This is a genomic window from Aquabacter sp. DMC10 (genome assembly GCF_056314145.1).
The window spans coordinates 243,295-257,330 of the sequence record NZ_JBQUYX010000001.1; the positions used below are offsets into that span (position 1 = coordinate 243,295).

At 67.0% G+C, this 14,036-nt stretch carries 14 protein-coding genes; 11 read left to right on the forward strand and 3 right to left on the reverse strand.

Going from position 1 to position 14,036, the window contains the following annotated elements; translation table 11 throughout:
* Positions 1-88 precede the first annotated feature (88 nt).
* Positions 89-292, forward strand: a complete 204-nt coding sequence (locus tag ACT54L_RS01070; protein WP_476083687.1) for a DUF1737 domain-containing protein — start codon at positions 89-91, stop codon at positions 290-292.
* Here ACT54L_RS01070 and ACT54L_RS01075 read toward each other — a convergent pair.
* Positions 286-1,212 (reverse strand): cation diffusion facilitator family transporter, encoded by a 927-nt coding sequence (locus ACT54L_RS01075; protein WP_476083688.1) that lies wholly within the window; start codon positions 1,210-1,212, stop codon positions 286-288. The two genes, ACT54L_RS01070 and ACT54L_RS01075, sit on opposite strands and share 7 nt — an antisense overlap.
* A 177-nt stretch (positions 1,213-1,389) precedes the next feature.
* On the opposite strand from ACT54L_RS01075, the gene ACT54L_RS01080 reads away from it, so the two are divergent.
* A complete protein-coding gene (locus tag ACT54L_RS01080; RefSeq protein ID WP_476083689.1) occupies positions 1,390-2,439 on the forward strand; it encodes a MaoC family dehydratase in 1,050 nt (349 codons plus the stop codon).
* On the opposite strand, the gene ACT54L_RS01085 is transcribed toward ACT54L_RS01080, so the two are convergent.
* Positions 2,415-3,566, reverse strand: coding sequence for a CE1 family esterase (locus ACT54L_RS01085; RefSeq protein ID WP_476083690.1), 1,152 nt, complete (start codon positions 3,564-3,566; stop codon positions 2,415-2,417). The two genes, ACT54L_RS01080 and ACT54L_RS01085, sit on opposite strands and share 25 nt — an antisense overlap.
* 205 nt (positions 3,567-3,771) lie before the next feature.
* Between ACT54L_RS01085 and ACT54L_RS01090 the strand changes: the two genes are divergently transcribed.
* From ACT54L_RS01090 to ACT54L_RS01130, 9 genes are all read left to right on the forward strand, one after another.
* Positions 3,772-4,464: an OmpW/AlkL family protein gene (locus tag ACT54L_RS01090; protein ID WP_476083691.1), complete on the forward strand. Its 693-nt coding sequence runs from the start codon at positions 3,772-3,774 to the stop codon at positions 4,462-4,464.
* Positions 4,465-4,641: 177 nt separating this feature from the next.
* On the forward strand, positions 4,642-5,559 hold the full coding sequence (locus ACT54L_RS01095; RefSeq protein ID WP_476083692.1) for a hypothetical protein: 918 nt from the start codon (positions 4,642-4,644) through the stop codon (positions 5,557-5,559).
* Entirely contained in the window at positions 5,556-6,482 is a 927-nt protein-coding gene (locus tag ACT54L_RS01100; protein ID WP_476083693.1) for a hypothetical protein, read from the forward strand. Before ACT54L_RS01095 ends, ACT54L_RS01100 begins: the two co-directional genes overlap by 4 nt.
* A gap of 223 nt (positions 6,483-6,705) precedes the next feature.
* Positions 6,706-7,107, forward strand: coding sequence for a succinate dehydrogenase, cytochrome b556 subunit (gene sdhC / locus ACT54L_RS01105; RefSeq protein ID WP_476083694.1), 402 nt, complete (start codon positions 6,706-6,708; stop codon positions 7,105-7,107).
* 10 nt (positions 7,108-7,117) lie between these two features.
* Positions 7,118-7,504 (forward strand): succinate dehydrogenase, hydrophobic membrane anchor protein, encoded by a 387-nt coding sequence (gene sdhD, locus ACT54L_RS01110; RefSeq protein ID WP_476083695.1) that lies wholly within the window; start codon positions 7,118-7,120, stop codon positions 7,502-7,504.
* A 5-nt stretch (positions 7,505-7,509) separates the two neighbouring features.
* Positions 7,510-9,348 (forward strand): succinate dehydrogenase flavoprotein subunit, encoded by a 1,839-nt coding sequence (gene sdhA, locus ACT54L_RS01115; protein WP_476083696.1) that lies wholly within the window; start codon positions 7,510-7,512, stop codon positions 9,346-9,348.
* A gap of 34 nt (positions 9,349-9,382) precedes the next feature.
* The gene (locus ACT54L_RS01120) at positions 9,383-9,628 is read left to right on the forward strand and encodes a hypothetical protein (protein ID WP_476083697.1); all 246 of its coding nucleotides are present in this window, start codon (positions 9,383-9,385) and stop codon (positions 9,626-9,628) included.
* 44 nt (positions 9,629-9,672) lie between these two features.
* Positions 9,673-10,458 (forward strand): succinate dehydrogenase iron-sulfur subunit, encoded by a 786-nt coding sequence (locus ACT54L_RS01125; RefSeq protein ID WP_274777070.1) that lies wholly within the window; start codon positions 9,673-9,675, stop codon positions 10,456-10,458.
* 164 nt (positions 10,459-10,622) lie between these two features.
* Complete coding sequence (locus ACT54L_RS01130; RefSeq protein WP_476083698.1) at positions 10,623-11,933, forward strand: RsmB/NOP family class I SAM-dependent RNA methyltransferase; 1,311 nt, start codon at positions 10,623-10,625, stop codon at positions 11,931-11,933.
* A 25-nt stretch (positions 11,934-11,958) separates the two neighbouring features.
* Here the strand turns inward: ACT54L_RS01130 and ACT54L_RS01135 are convergent, their stop codons facing one another.
* Positions 11,959-13,905 (reverse strand): YgiQ family radical SAM protein, encoded by a 1,947-nt coding sequence (locus tag ACT54L_RS01135; RefSeq protein ID WP_476084395.1) that lies wholly within the window; start codon positions 13,903-13,905, stop codon positions 11,959-11,961.
* Positions 13,906-14,036 lie beyond the last annotated feature (131 nt).

Here is a 14,036-nt window from a genome sequence, read left to right on the forward strand (position 1 = left end):
GTGCGCCGCATCCTCTGGGCGCTCCCATTGGCGCCCCTGCCGCACGCGGCTATAACCACAAGCTCCCTTCACCGGCCGAGGCCGCCTCATGAAGCTCTATCGCTATCTCACGGGTCCCGACGACAGCGCCTTCTGCAAGCGCGTGAGCGCGGCGCTGAACAAGGGGTGGCAGCTTTATGGCGCGCCCACCCTCACCTTCGACCCGGTGAAGGGCCGTGTCATGTGCGGCCAGGTGATCGTGAAGGATGTGCCCGGCGACTGGTCCGACGACATCAACCTGTCGGACTACTGAGCCGCATCGCCAATGGCATCGTGGAAGGTGCGGGCGGTAGGCGGCAGCAGCACCACCGCCACATCCACGCTGTCGCCCACGTGGCTGAACTCCTCCTTCACCGAGGCGGACAGCTTGGCCACCGCTTCGCGGGCCCGCTCCACCGTCCAGTGGGGGTCGAAGCCCAGGTGCAGCTCCACCAGCATCTTGCCGCCATGCTGGCGGGTGCGGATGTCGCCCAATTCCTCGAACTCGTCGAAATGGGAGGTCAGCGCCTTCAGGATGCGCAGCTGCCCGGCCTCGCCGATCGCCTGGTCGAGCAAGGAGCCGAGCGAATTGGTGAGCATCTCGAAGATGTTATAGACCATCAGCGCGATCACCAGGAACGAGGCGATGGGGTCGAGATAGGCCACCCATTCGATCTGGTGGAAGCTGGAGGTGATGACGGTGACGCAGAACACCGAGCCGGAGGAGGTGGCCGACACCAGATGCACCCGCGCCTGGGCGGCGAGCACCGGCGAGCGCGTCTCGCGGGCAAGGCGGGTGGCCTTGCGATTGAGGAACACATTGCCGCACACGGCCGCGGCGGTGACCGCAAGGCCGAGCCAGGCGCCGCTCACCGCTTCCGGGTGCATCAGGCTGGACACCGCGCGGACGCTGGCGATGATGACCAGGATCACCTGCAGCATGGCGATCATCAGCTCGGCCAGGTTCTCCAGCTTGCCGAGGCCATAGGCATAGCGCTCCCCCGGGCCCTTGTGGGCGATGCGCAGCACCAGCCAGCAGGCGGTCAGGGAGGTCAGGTCGAAGGAGGTGGCCAGAAGATCGGTGAGCACCGCCGCCGAATTGGTCAGCGAGGCCGCCAGAATGTAGAAGGGAAACAGGCAGATCACGAAGACCATCGCCTGGAACGACAGTTGCTGGCTCGCTGAACCCTTCACCCCGGCCCCCTTTTTCCCGCCGCGCCCCGAGGCAGGCACCCCTTAATACCGCCGCCCGTCCCTCGGCGCGCCCATGTGGCCCGCCCCGGCCTCCCCCGTCAAGGCGCCGGTGGCGCTGCCCTGTTGCGTTGCACCTTGGCGCTAGTCCAACATGCCACAAAGCGCGCGAGGGGCTCCATGACGAAAACCAGTTCCGGCAACTTCTTCGAGGATTTCTCCGTCGGCCAGGTGATCCGGCACGCCACGCCGCGCACCATCACGGCCGGCGATGCCAGCCTCTACAGCGCCCTCTACGGGTCGCGGTTCGCGGTGCAGTCCGCCGACAGCTTCGCCCAGGCGCTGGGCTATCCCCGGGCACCGGTGGACGATCTGCTGGTCTTCCATGTGGTGTTCGGCAAGACGGTGCCGGACATCTCGCTGAATGCGGTGGCGAACCTTGGCTATGCCGGCGGGCGCTTCCTGGCGCCGGTCTATCCCGGCGACACCCTCCACGCGGTCTCGGAAGTCATCGGGCTGCGGGAAAATTCCAACGGCCAGAGCGGCGTGGTCTATGTGCGCTCCACCGGCTTCAACCAGGACGGCGTCGAGGTGCTCGATTATGTGCGCTGGGTGATGGTGCGCAAGCGCGATCCCAAGAGCCCGGCGGTGGAGACCGTGGTGCCCAAGCTGCCGGCGGCGCTGGCGCCCGATGCCCTGGGCGATGCCGTGCCGCCGCTGGATATGTCGGAATGGCGCGACGACCTCTCCGGCTCCCCCCATCGGTTCAGCGAATATCAGGTGGGCGAGCGCATCGACCATGTGGACGGCATGACGGTGGAGGAGGCGGAGCACATGATCGCCACCCGCCTCTACCAAAACACCGCCAAGGTGCATTTCAACCAGTTCACCGAGGGCCAGGGCCGCTTCGGCCGCCGGCTCATCTATGGCGGCCACGTGATTTCGCTCGCCCGCGCCTTGTCCTTCAACGGGCTGGCCAACGCCTTCCATGTGGCGGCCATCAATGGCGGGCGCCACGTCTCGCCGCTGTTTGCCGGCCTCACCGTGTTCGCCTGGAGCGAGATCCTCGACAAGGCGGAGATTTCCGGCCGCGACGATGTGGGCGCGCTGCGGGTGCGCACCATCGCCACCAAGGACAAGCCCTGCGCCGACTTCCCGCTGAAGGCGGGGGAGGATTACGACCCAAGCGTCATCCTGGACCTGGATTATTGGGTCTTGCTGCCGCGCTGAGCATCGGCGGACGCGGGCTTGGCCGGCGTCCCGTTGCCCGGCTTGGCCGGTGCCGCCTTGCCGGCGGCATCCTTGGCCGGGCGCTTGCCGCCCGCCACCGGGGCCGGGTCCGGTCCCGGCAGGGCGAAGCGGGCGAAGAAGGCGAGCGAGGTCTCGCCCATGTCCATGTCCCGGCTGCGCAGGCCCAGCACAGAGGAGGCCAGGTCCGGCTTCGTGTGCACCCGCGCCGGCGACTGGTGCCCGCCCCCTTCCACCTTGTAGAGCCGCACCTCGGCCCCGCCCTCGCAGCCGCTCCAGGTCTGGAGGGAGACGGTGGTGCCATCGGTCGGATCGCGGTCGTCCAGATTTTCGGTGCGGCTCTGCCCGCACTGGTCGAGCCCGGCATAGAGCTGGGCGCTGTCCGGGGCGGACAGGGTGGCGCCAAGCGGCGTCCAGAAGCCCAGCCAGCCGATCACCGAATCGGCCGTGCCGTGCACGAACATGATGGGCACGGGCCGGGCGGGGGCGCATTCCTCCCGGTAATTGGCCGGGGCGGTGGCCATGGTAACCGCATAGGCGGCAAACAGACCCGCAAACTCGCAGGCCATGCGCTCCACCATGAAGCCGCCGTTGGAAATGCCCAGCAGATAGATGCGCCGGGGATCGGCGATGCCTTGCTGCACCAGGCGCTGCACCAGCATCACCAGGAAGGGCACGTCATCGCCGGGTGTCAGCAGGGCCTTGAGGCGCATGGCGGCGGGGCGGCCATCATTCCAGACCCGCCCGATGCCCTGGGGATAGACCGTCACCACGCCCTGCGGACCGGCGGAGACATCCAGCCCCAGATAGTCGCGAAAGCTCTCCGAGGTCTGTCCGGCGGCATGCAGGGCGATGATGGTGGGCGCCGGGGCGGTCACGCCGGGCGGGCGGGTGATGAGGTAGGTGCGGTCCTCCCGCCCCACCTGGATGTGCTCCTCGCCCAGATCCGACTGGGCCCAGGCGTGCCCCATGCCCGCGGAGACCCCAAGCAGCGCGGCCAGCAGCGCGGCCAGGAGGGGGAGCACGCGCGGGCGCAGCCGGGCGCCGCAGGTGAGTCGGCTCCGCGCCGCATGCCGTTGCGGAAGTATGGCAGCTTCAGTCTCGGTCACAGCGATCCATTCCCCGGCAAACGGGCACCGACTCAGCCCAGATGGACAGCATGTCGCAGAAATTGTGCTCCCGGCTGTTGCGCGCAAGCCACATTGGAACGGCGGAATGAAGGCAGGGGGTAGCAGATTTGATCTAGCTCAAACTTTTCGACGGCCAAGCCGGACAAGTCTCCCTCAGTCAAGTTTGGCACAAAGGGACTGGGACATGGCTACGAAGGGCTTCTGGGGGCGGATCGGCCTCTTCGCCGCGACGATGATGACGGCGGCTTTTGCAACGGCCGCGGGCGCGGCGGACTTGTCGCCGGTGGTGAAGGCGCCGGTGCAGCCGGTGACCGAGCAGAGCCCGTGGATGATCCGCCTGCGCGCCCTCGGCGTGCTGCCGCAGGATGGCGGCAATGTGCAGGGCGTGGCTGGCTCCAACCTGTCCTACTCCAACTCCATCACGCCGGAACTGGACATCTCCTACTTCCTGACCAAGAACGTGGCCCTGGAACTCATCCTGGGCACCACCAAGAGCAGCATCTACGGTCAGGACTCCATCTCCAGCCTCGGCAAGATCGGCAGCACCTGGATCCTGCCGCCCACGCTGACCCTGCAGTACCACTTCACCGAGATGGGCGCCTTCAAGCCGTATGTGGGCTTCGGCGTGAACTACACCTTCTTCTACAACACCAGCACCACCAACTCGGTCACCTCCCTCAGCCTCAACAACACCTGGGGTTGGGCGCTGCAGGCCGGCTTCGACTACATGTTCGACAAGCATTGGGGCGTGAACTTCGACGTCAAGAAGATCTTCCTGACCCCGAGCTTCGATGTGGGCGTGGGCGCCAACACCCTGCCGGGCCAGGCCGACTTGAACCCCTGGCTGGTCGCCGCCGGTGTGACCTACCGCTTCTGATCCAGTGGTCGAGCGGGGATGGCCATGGGCCGTCCCCGCCTGACCGGGTCTTCGCCCGCGACGGGCATTCGACAGGGCCCGCGCCATCCGATCACGCCAGACGGCGGTCAGATCGGATGACGCGGGCCCTGTTTGCATGAAAGCCGGCTCGACGCTTGCCGGCCGTTACGATACGACGTGAAGGCTTGGCGGGCCTGGGCCGGGCGCATGGGAGCGGGGAGCACTTTTTCGGACGTGGACTGCCCCTTCAACCGCCTCGCCTATTCCGAAGGCCTCGCGCATGTGGGGCGGGCCGTGGCCCATCCGTCCGGCCGCTTCGTCCTGCTGCGGCGAACCATTCCCGGCACCCAGCTTGAGGACGGCATCTCGCCTTGGCCCTATCTTTGGATCAGCGACCCCGGCCAGATCCGGTCGCTCCAGGCGGATTTCCCGGACCTTGTGACCGTGACGGTGCTCTGCCAGCCCGGCTATGTGCCCGCGCGCGCGGAGTGCGACGCGGTGCTCCTGAAGCACCATTTCGTCTATGATCCCCGCCTGCCGCCGCCGCCCCTGAGCCCGCGGGCGCGGGCCCGGCTGGACGCGTGCGCCCGGCACGCGGTGTTTGAGGAGGTGACGGCGGACGAAGACCGCCTTGCCATCTGCGCCCTCTATGGGGCGCTGAAGGCCGCCCGCCACCTCACCGGCCTGTTCGACATGGACGCCCGCCATTTCCGTGCCGTGGCCGGGCTGAAGGAAAGCCGCTTCTTTCGCGTCAGGTCCGGCGATGCCATCGGCGCCATGGCCTGCGGTGTCGTCTTCGGCGACGGGCTGCAAATCCTGCACACGGTTCCCACCGCCGAGGGCCTGCGCTGGAATGCCTCCTATCTCCTGATGCACGGCCTGCAGGATTTTGCCCGCGCCCATGGGGTGCGGCTGCTCATCGGCGGTCTGCCTGCCAGTGCCCGGCCCGGCCTGAAGGTGTTCAAGTCGCGCTGGGTCAATGCCACCGCGCCGGTCCACATGATCCGGGTGGTCAATGATCGGCAGGCCTATGCCCGGCTCAGCGCGGGCGCCGCGGAAAGCTCCTATTTCCCTGCCTATCGGAGGCCCGCGTGACCAGCCCCGGCGCGACCAGCCCCGATGTGACGCGTCCCGCTGTCACCCGTCGGGCCGACATTCTGCGGTACACGCCCAAGACCTTCCTCATCTGGGCCCCGCCTTACACCCACACCAGTTCCGGCATCCGGGCGCTGTACCGCCTGTGCCACCACCTGAACGTGAGCGGCTATCCCAGCGCCCTTGTCGCCGAACCGGGCCACCCTTTGCCGCACTGGAACTGCTTCCTGCACGAGGGGCCGGTGGATGACGCCATCCTGGTCTATCCGGAGATCGTGTCCGGCAATCCCTGCGGCGCCGGCCGGGTGGTGCGCTGGGCGCTCAACACGCCGGGGCTGATCGGCGGCGATACCCATTATCCCGAAACCGAGATGGTGTTCTTCTACGATCCTCAGAAGCGCGCCGACGTCCAGCGGGCGGTCGCCGAGCCGCTTGGGCCGGAGCGGGTCCTCTGGCTGGGGCTGGTGGACCCCGCCCACATCTATCCCGACCCCGCCGTGCCGAAGACCCTGGACTGCTCCTTCGTCTATAAGGGCGCGCCCCTGGCCGAGCGGTTTCCCCTGCCCGCGGGCGGGATCATTGAGCCGCTGGAATCCCTGACCCCGAACATGGCTGCCCTGGGCGAGACGCTGCGTCGCACGCGCACCCTTTATTCCTATGACCATTACAGCAATCTGCTGCGGGAGGCGGCCATCTGCGGGTGCGATGTCCGGGTGGTGGACGAGCACGGCACCTGGCATGACCCCAGAACCTGCGAGTGCCCGCTCAATATCCTCTGGGACGCCGACCTTCTGGCCACCTATGCGGAGAAGTTTCACTCCAGCGCCTTCGTCGCCCCCTTCATCCTTGAGCTGCGCCGACGCTGGGACGTGCCGCCTCCGAACCCCTGGTGGAAGGCGATCCTGCCCTTTCCGGCCCGGTGACGGCCGATCGCATGGTTTTTTTGGCGGCGGCCTCCCGGAGGAGGTGCTTTCGGGCCCAAGCCCCGTGCGATACGCTGGGCTGACCGGGGGGATCTGCGCGGAATTCTCTACCTTTTTTCCGCACCGCGTCATATTGGAGCAGTCCGCGCGATACTGTGCTTTGGAATCGTTGCGAACTGTCGACGATTGAGATACCTGATCGGTCGATTTTTGGAGGAGGCCCATGGCCGACAGCCCCACGCGCGTCACGCGCCCGCTATCGCCCCACCTGCAGATCTACCGTCCGCTGTTCACGATGATGATGTCCATCGTGCACCGCATCACCGGTGGCGCCCTTTATTTCGGCACCGTCATCCTGGTGTGGTGGCTGCTGGCGGCGGCGACCTCGCCGGGCGCTTACGCCACCTTCTCGGGTATTGCCGGCTCCTGGCTCGGCATGCTCATCCTGTTCGGCTTCACCTGGGCCTTGCTGCACCATGCGCTCGGTGGTGTCCGCCACTTCCTGTGGGACTTCCTCGTGGGCTTCGGCGCCAATGAGCGGGTCCTGCTCGCCAAGGCCACCCTGGCCGGCTCGGTGGCGCTGACGCTGCTGATCTGGATCATCGGCCTGGCCGTAAAGGGCTGAGGAGAGAGACATGCACAGCCCCATGCGCACCCCTCTCGGCCGTGTCCGCGGCCTTGGCGCCGCCCGGTCGGGCACCGACCACTTCTTTCTTCAGCGGGTGACTGGCGCCGCCAACTTCCTGCTGATGATCGCCTTCATCTGCATCGTCATCTCGCTGGCGGGCGAAAGCTATGCCACCGCCCGCGCGGCGATCGGCAGCCCCTTCGTGGCCATCGTCCTGCTGCTCACCCTGCTTTCGGTGACCACCCACATGCGCATCGGCATGCAGGTCATCATCGAGGACTATGTCCATGGTGAGGCGATGAAGGTGCTCTGCATCGTCGCCAACACCTTCTTCACGGTCGCGGTCGGCCTTGCCGGCGCGTTTGCCGTGCTCAAGATCAGCCTGGGAGGCTGAGCGCAATGGCCGAAACCAACGCATCCAACGGCTCAGCCGCCCCCGGCGTGAACGGCGCGGCCTATCCGATCCAGGACCATACCTACGACGTGCTCGTGGTCGGCGCCGGTGGCGCGGGCCTGCGCGCGGTGGTCGGCTGCTCGGAGGCGGGCCTTCGCACCGCCTGCATCACCAAGGTGTTCCCCACCCGCTCCCACACGGTGGCCGCCCAGGGCGGCGTCGCCGCCTCGCTCGCCAACATGGGCGAGGACAAGTGGGAATGGCACATGTACGACACCGTCAAGGGGTCGGACTGGCTGGGTGACCAGGACGCCATCGAATATCTGGTGCGCAATGCGCCGGCCGCCGTCTATGAGCTCGAGCACTGGGGCGTGCCCTTCTCGCGCACCGAGGACGGCAAGATCTACCAGCGCCCCTTCGGCGGCATGACCACGCATTTCGGCAAGGGCACCGCCCAGCGCACCTGCGCCGCCGCCGACCGCACCGGCCATGCCATGTTGCACACGCTCTATGGCGCGGCGCTGAAGCACAAGGCCGAGTTCTTCATCGAATATTTCGCCATCGACCTGATTATGGACGAGGACGGCCGCTGCCGCGGCGTCGTCGCCCTGAAGCTCGATGACGGCACCATCCACCGCTTCCGCTCCCACCTGACCATCCTCGCCACCGGCGGATATGGCCGCGCCTACTTCTCGGCGACCTCGGCCCATACCTGCACCGGCGACGGCAATGCCATGGTGCTGCGCGCCGGCCTGCCGCTCCAGGACATGGAGTTCGTGCAGTTCCACCCCACCGGCATCTACGGCTCGGGCTGCCTCATCACCGAGGGCTCGCGCGGCGAAGGTGGCTACCTGACCAATTCCGAGGGCGAGCGCTTCATGGAGCGCTATGCCCCCTCGGCCAAGGACCTTGCCTCCCGCGACGTGGTCTCGCGCTCCATGACCATGGAGATCCGCGAAGGCCGGGGCGTGGGCAAGAACAAGGACCACATCTTCCTGCATCTCGACCATCTGGACCCGAAGATCCTGCACGAGCGCCTGCCCGGCATCTCGGAAAGCGCGCGCATCTTCGCTGGCGTGGACGTGACGCGCGAGCCGATCCCGGTCATCCCGACCGTGCACTACAACATGGGCGGCATCCCCACCAATTATCACGGTGAGGTGCTGAACAAGGTGCATGGCGATCCGGACAAGGTGGTGCCGGGCCTGATGGCCATCGGCGAGGCCGCCTGCGTCTCCGTGCACGGCGCCAACCGCCTGGGCTCCAACTCGCTCATCGACCTCGTGGTGTTCGGCCGCGCCGCGGCGCTGCGCGCCGCCGAGGTGGTGCAGCCGGGCGAGAAGCACCGCGAACTGCCCGCCGACAGCGCCGACAAGGCGCTCTCGCGCCTCGACCACTTCCGCAACGCCAAGGGCGATACCCCCACGGCCGAGCTGCGGGCCCGCATGCAGCGGGTGATGCAGAGCAATTGCGCGGTGTTCCGCACCGGCGAAGTGCTCGAGGAAGGCCGCACGCTCATCCACGACGTGTTCTCGGCCACCACCAATATCGGCGTGTCCGATCGCTCGCTGGTCTGGAATTCGGACCTGATCGAGACCCTGGAATATGACAACCTCATTTCCCAGGCGGTGGTGACCATGGAAAGCGCGGCCAACCGCAAGGAAAGCCGTGGCGCCCATGCCCGTGAGGACTTCCCGGACCGGGATGACCACAACTGGATGAAGCACACGCTGGCCTATCTCGACACCGCCACCGGTCAGGTGCGGCTCGACGACCGGCCGGTCCACACCTACACCCTGTCGAACGACATCCAGTATATCGAGCCCAAGAAGCGCGTGTACTGAGCGCGCTTCAAACGGCTCTCGCGCGGAGGCGAGCGTGGCGAAGAAGAAGGTGGGCAAGCTGATCCTGGAGCGTCTTTCGACGCTCGAGGGCAAGCTCGACCACCTCACCCGTCACCTCGACGCGGTGGTGGAGCGCATGGACGGCCTCGACGACCAGTTGGTGGCCGCCAACGCCCGCCTCGCCGCGGCCAAGACGGAACTGGCGCGACGCGATGCGCGCCAGGAGCGCGAGGAGGAGCGGCGCTTCGGTTCGGATCGCCGCCATATGCTGGATGATTGAGACCCCTTCTTACGCCCGGCGCAGCCGGCGAGCAGGATGCACCAATGGTTGAGCTCGCACTTCCCAAGAATTCGCAGATCTCCGGCGGAAAGGTGTGGCCGAAGCCCAAGGGCGCGACCAAGGTCACGGAATTCCGCATCTATCGCTGGAACCCGGACGACGGCAAGAATCCCAGCATCGACACCTATTATGTGGACCGCGACGATTGCGGCCCGATGGTGCTCGACGGCCTGATCTACATCAAGAACAAGATCGACCCGACCCTGACCTTCCGGCGCTCCTGCCGCGAGGGCGTGTGCGGGTCCTGCGCCATGAACATTGGCGGCACCAACACTTTGGCCTGCACCAAGGGCATGGACGAAGTGCTGGTGAAGGGCGTGGTCAACGTCTATCCCCTGCCCCACATGCCGGTGGTCAAGGACCTCGTCCCCGACCTCACCCGCTTCTACGCCCAGCACGCCTCCATCGAGCCCTGGCTGCAGACGGACACCGCCGCCCCCGAGAAGGAGTGGCGCCAGTCCAAGGAAGACCGCGAACGCCTGGACGGCCTCTATGAGTGCATCCTGTGCGCCTGCTGCTCCACCTCCTGCCCCAGCTATTGGTGGAACGGCGACCGCTATCTGGGACCTGCCGCTCTGCTCCAGGCCAATCGCTGGCTGAAGGACAGCCGCGACGAGCGCACCGGCGCCCGGCTCGACAATCTGGAAGATCCCTTCCGGCTCTATCGCTGCCACACCATCATGAACTGCGCCCAGGCCTGCCCGAAGGGGCTCAATCCGGCGAAGGCCATCGCCGAGATCAAGAAGATGATGGTCGAGCGCCAGATCTGAGCGGAAGGTACAGTCCTCCGCCTCGGCCAAACCCAGTTCAAAGCGCGCGTGACGCCCGTCACGCGCGCTTTTCATTGCGCCACTGCTGCCGCCCCACCCCGGCCATGGCGCTCCCCAGCGGCCCCCTCTAAGGTGCGGCAGCCCTCAAATCCGGTTTGCCTCCCGTGCATTACGCCGCCCGCCTCCAAGCCACCCTCGACATGCTGACCGAAGTCCACGCCGTCGCCCGCCCCGCCGACGCCCTGGTCTCCTCCTGGTTCCGCACCCATCGCCAGCTGACCGAAGCCGACCGGGGTTTCATCTCCGACCTGCTTTACGCCCTGCTGCGCCACCACGCGCGCCTGGGCTGGTGGGTCACCCGGCACGGGCGGGACGCAACGCCCCGCAACCGCCTGTTGGCCTGGCTGGCGCTGGGCGGGCGCCAGACCCCGGACCAGGTGAAAAACATTTTCAGCGGCAAGCACTTGGAGCCGGAGCGCCTGACCGAAAACGAGCGCGCTTTGCTGGTGAAGCTGCAAGGCTCGCCCCTCACCTCCCCCGCGATGCCGGTGGAGGTGCGGGTCGAATGCCCGGACTGGGCCGCCGCCGCCCTGCACCGGCGCTTTCCGGACACCTTCGAGCAAGACCTCGCGGCGCTGCTGGACCCCGCACCGCTGGACCTGCGCGTCAACCCCTTGAAGGCGCAGCGGGACACCCTTCTCCAGCTGATCCGCGACCTCGGCCTGCCCGCCGAGCCCTCGGCCCTTGCGCCCCATGGCATCCGAATCCGCGAGCGCCCCTCCCTCGCCCGCCTGCCCATGCTGAAGACAGGCGAGGTGGAGATCCAGGACGAGGGCTCCCAACTTGTGGCGCTTATGGTCGACGCCCGCCCCGGCGACCGGGTGGTGGACTTCTGCGCCGGCGCCGGCGGCAAGACGCTGGCCATCGCCGCCCAGATGGCAAACAAGGGCCACGTCATCGCCTGCGACGTGCTGGACATCCGCCTGAAGCGGGCCGCCGAGCGCTTCCGCCGCGCCGGCTTGCACAATATCGAGACCCGGCCGCTGGCCAATGAGCGGGACAAATGGGTCAAGCGCCACAAAGGCGGGTTCGACCGGGTTCTGGTGGATGCCCCCTGCAGCGGCACCGGCACCTGGCGGCGCAACCCGGATGCCCGCTGGCGCGTTCTCGGGCCTGGCCTCGAAAATCTCCTGCCGCTTCAGGCCTCTATCCTCGACAGTGCCGCGCGGCTGGTGAAGTCCGGCGGGCGGCTGGTCTATGCCACCTGCTCGCTGCTGCTGGAAGAAAACGAAGAACAGGTGGCGGCTTTCCTGGCCACCCATCCCGATTTCCGCGTGGTACCCCTCAGCGAAGCCGCACCGGACCTCGCCACCTCGACCCACCCGGACTATCTGGCCCTGACACCGGCGCGGAATGACACCGACGGCTTCTTTGCCGCCGTCCTGCAACGCATGCCCACGCCCGCCGCGGCCTGACGGGCGCCCGGTCGCAGCGCCCCTCCTACTTGTGAGGCAAGGGCACGCCCTTGGTGGTGAAGCGCTTGGCCCCTACCGGGGGACGTACGGGGCGCTTCGTGCCGGCGGCCTTGCCGGTTCCCGGGGGCTGGTGGGCGGGCACGAGTTGGTCAGGTCGGGGACCGATCAAGTCCGCCCGGCCCATCTCCTTCAGCGCCTCACGCAGGATCGGCCAATTATCGGGGTCGTGATAGCGCAGGAAGGCCTTATGCAGGCGGCGCTGGCGCAGCCCCTTGATGGTCTCCACCTGGTCGCTCGCGCCCCGCCGCACGCCCCGCAGCGTATTGACGCCGGTGTGATACATGGCGGTGGCGGTCGCCATGGGCGAGGGCAGGAAGGTCTGCACCTGGTCGGCCCGATAGCGGTTCTTCTTGAGCCAGAGCGCGAGGTTCATCATGTCCTCGTCGGTCGTGCCCGGATGGGCGGCGATGAAATAGGGGATGAGATAGTATTTCTTCCCCGCCTGCTTCACCGCGGCGTCGAACATCTCCTTGAAGCGGTCATACGTGCCGATGCCCGGCTTCATCATCTTGTCGAGCGGGCCGCGCTCCGTGTGCTCCGGCGCGATCTTCAGATAACCGCCCACATGGTGGGTCACCAGCTCCTTGATATATTCCGGGCTCTGGACGGCCAGGTCATAGCGCACGCCGGAGGCCACCATCACCTTCTTGACGCCCTTCACCTCCCGCACCTTGCGGTAGAGGCGGATGAGATCGTCGTGGGAGGTGTTCAGGTTCGGGCAGATGTCGGGGAAGACGCACGATGGCAGGCGGCAGGCCGCCTCGATCTTGGGGTCCTTGCAGGCCATGCGGTACATGTTGGCGGTGGGCCCGCCAATGTCCGAGATCACGCCGGTGAAGCCGGGCGTCTTGTCCCGGATGCGCTCGATCTCCTTGAGGATGGAGCCTTCCGACCGGTTCTGGATCACCCGCCCCTCATGCTCGGTGATGGAGCAGAAGGTGCAGCCGCCAAAGCAGCCGCGCATGATGGTCACCGAGAACTTGATCATGTCCCAGGCGGGGATCTTGGCATCTCCATAGGAGGGGTGTGGCGCCCGCGCATAGGGCAGGTCATAGACCGCGTCCATCTCCTCGGTGGTGAGCGGAATGGGCGGCGGGTTCAGCCACAAATCGCGGTCGCCATGGCGCTGGACGAGCGGGCGGGCATTGCCGGGATTGGCCTCCCGGTGCAACACGCGGGAGGCACGGGCATAGGCCTCCCGATCCTGCTCCACCACCTCGAAGGACGGCAGGCGAATAACGGTGTCCCCCGCCACGCGGCTCGCCGCCTCGTCCGCCGACTCGAGATCATCGGCGGGCAGCTCGGTGTAGTGATCGGGCACCTTGCGGAACAAGGCCACGCCGCGGATCGAATCCAGCTCACGTGGGGTCTCACCGGCGGCCAGGCGGTTCGCCACCTCCACCACGGCGCGCTCCGCATTGCCATAGATCAGCAGGTCCGCCTTCGCGTCCGCCAGGATGGAGCGCCGAACCTTGTCCGACCAATAATCATAGTGGGCGATGCGCCGCAGGGAGGCTTCGATACCTCCCAGCACGATCGGAACGTCCTTGTAGGCCTCGCGGCAGCGCTGGGTATAGACGATGGTGCAGCGGTCCGGCCGCTTTCCGCCCTCGCCGCCCGCGGTATAGGCGTCGTCGTGGCGCAGGCGCCGGTCCGATGTGTAGCGGTTGACCATGGAATCCAAGTTGCCGCCGGTGACGCCGAAGAAGACCCGGGGCTTGCCGAGCACCTTGAAGGGATCGGCCGAATGCCAGTCCGGCTGAGCGATGATCCCCACCCGGAAGCCCTGAGCTTCCAGGAGCCGGCCGATGATGGCCATGCCGAAGCTGGGATGGTCCACATAGGCATCGCCCGTCACCAGGACAATGTCGCACGCGTCCCAGCCCAGCGCATCCATCTCCGCCCGGCTCATGGGCAGGAAGGGCGCGGCCTTTCCTGCCGGCCGCCCATGGCGGAACAAGGAAAGCGGGGGCTTTTCGGGGGCGAGCAAAGTGTCCATGGCGCCCACGCATAGGGCGTCAATGTGGCAAATTCAACTCGCCC

Coding starts and splice junctions, on each gene's coding strand:
- ACT54L_RS01070 (WP_476083687.1), top strand. CDS start 89: ATGAAGCTCTATCGCTATCTCACGGGTCCCGACGACAGCGCCTTCTGC.
- ACT54L_RS01080 (WP_476083689.1), top strand. CDS start 1,390: ATGACGAAAACCAGTTCCGGCAACTTCTTCGAGGATTTCTCCGTCGGC.
- ACT54L_RS01090 (WP_476083691.1), top strand. CDS start 3,772: ATGGCTACGAAGGGCTTCTGGGGGCGGATCGGCCTCTTCGCCGCGACG.
- sdhC (WP_476083694.1), top strand. CDS start 6,706: ATGGCCGACAGCCCCACGCGCGTCACGCGCCCGCTATCGCCCCACCTG.
- sdhD (WP_476083695.1), top strand. CDS start 7,118: ATGCACAGCCCCATGCGCACCCCTCTCGGCCGTGTCCGCGGCCTTGGC.
- sdhA (WP_476083696.1), top strand. CDS start 7,510: ATGGCCGAAACCAACGCATCCAACGGCTCAGCCGCCCCCGGCGTGAAC.
- ACT54L_RS01125 (WP_274777070.1), top strand. CDS start 9,673: ATGGTTGAGCTCGCACTTCCCAAGAATTCGCAGATCTCCGGCGGAAAG.
- ACT54L_RS01135 (WP_476084395.1), bottom strand. CDS start 13,905: ATGAGCCGGGCGGAGATGGATGCGCTGGGCTGGGACGCGTGCGACATT.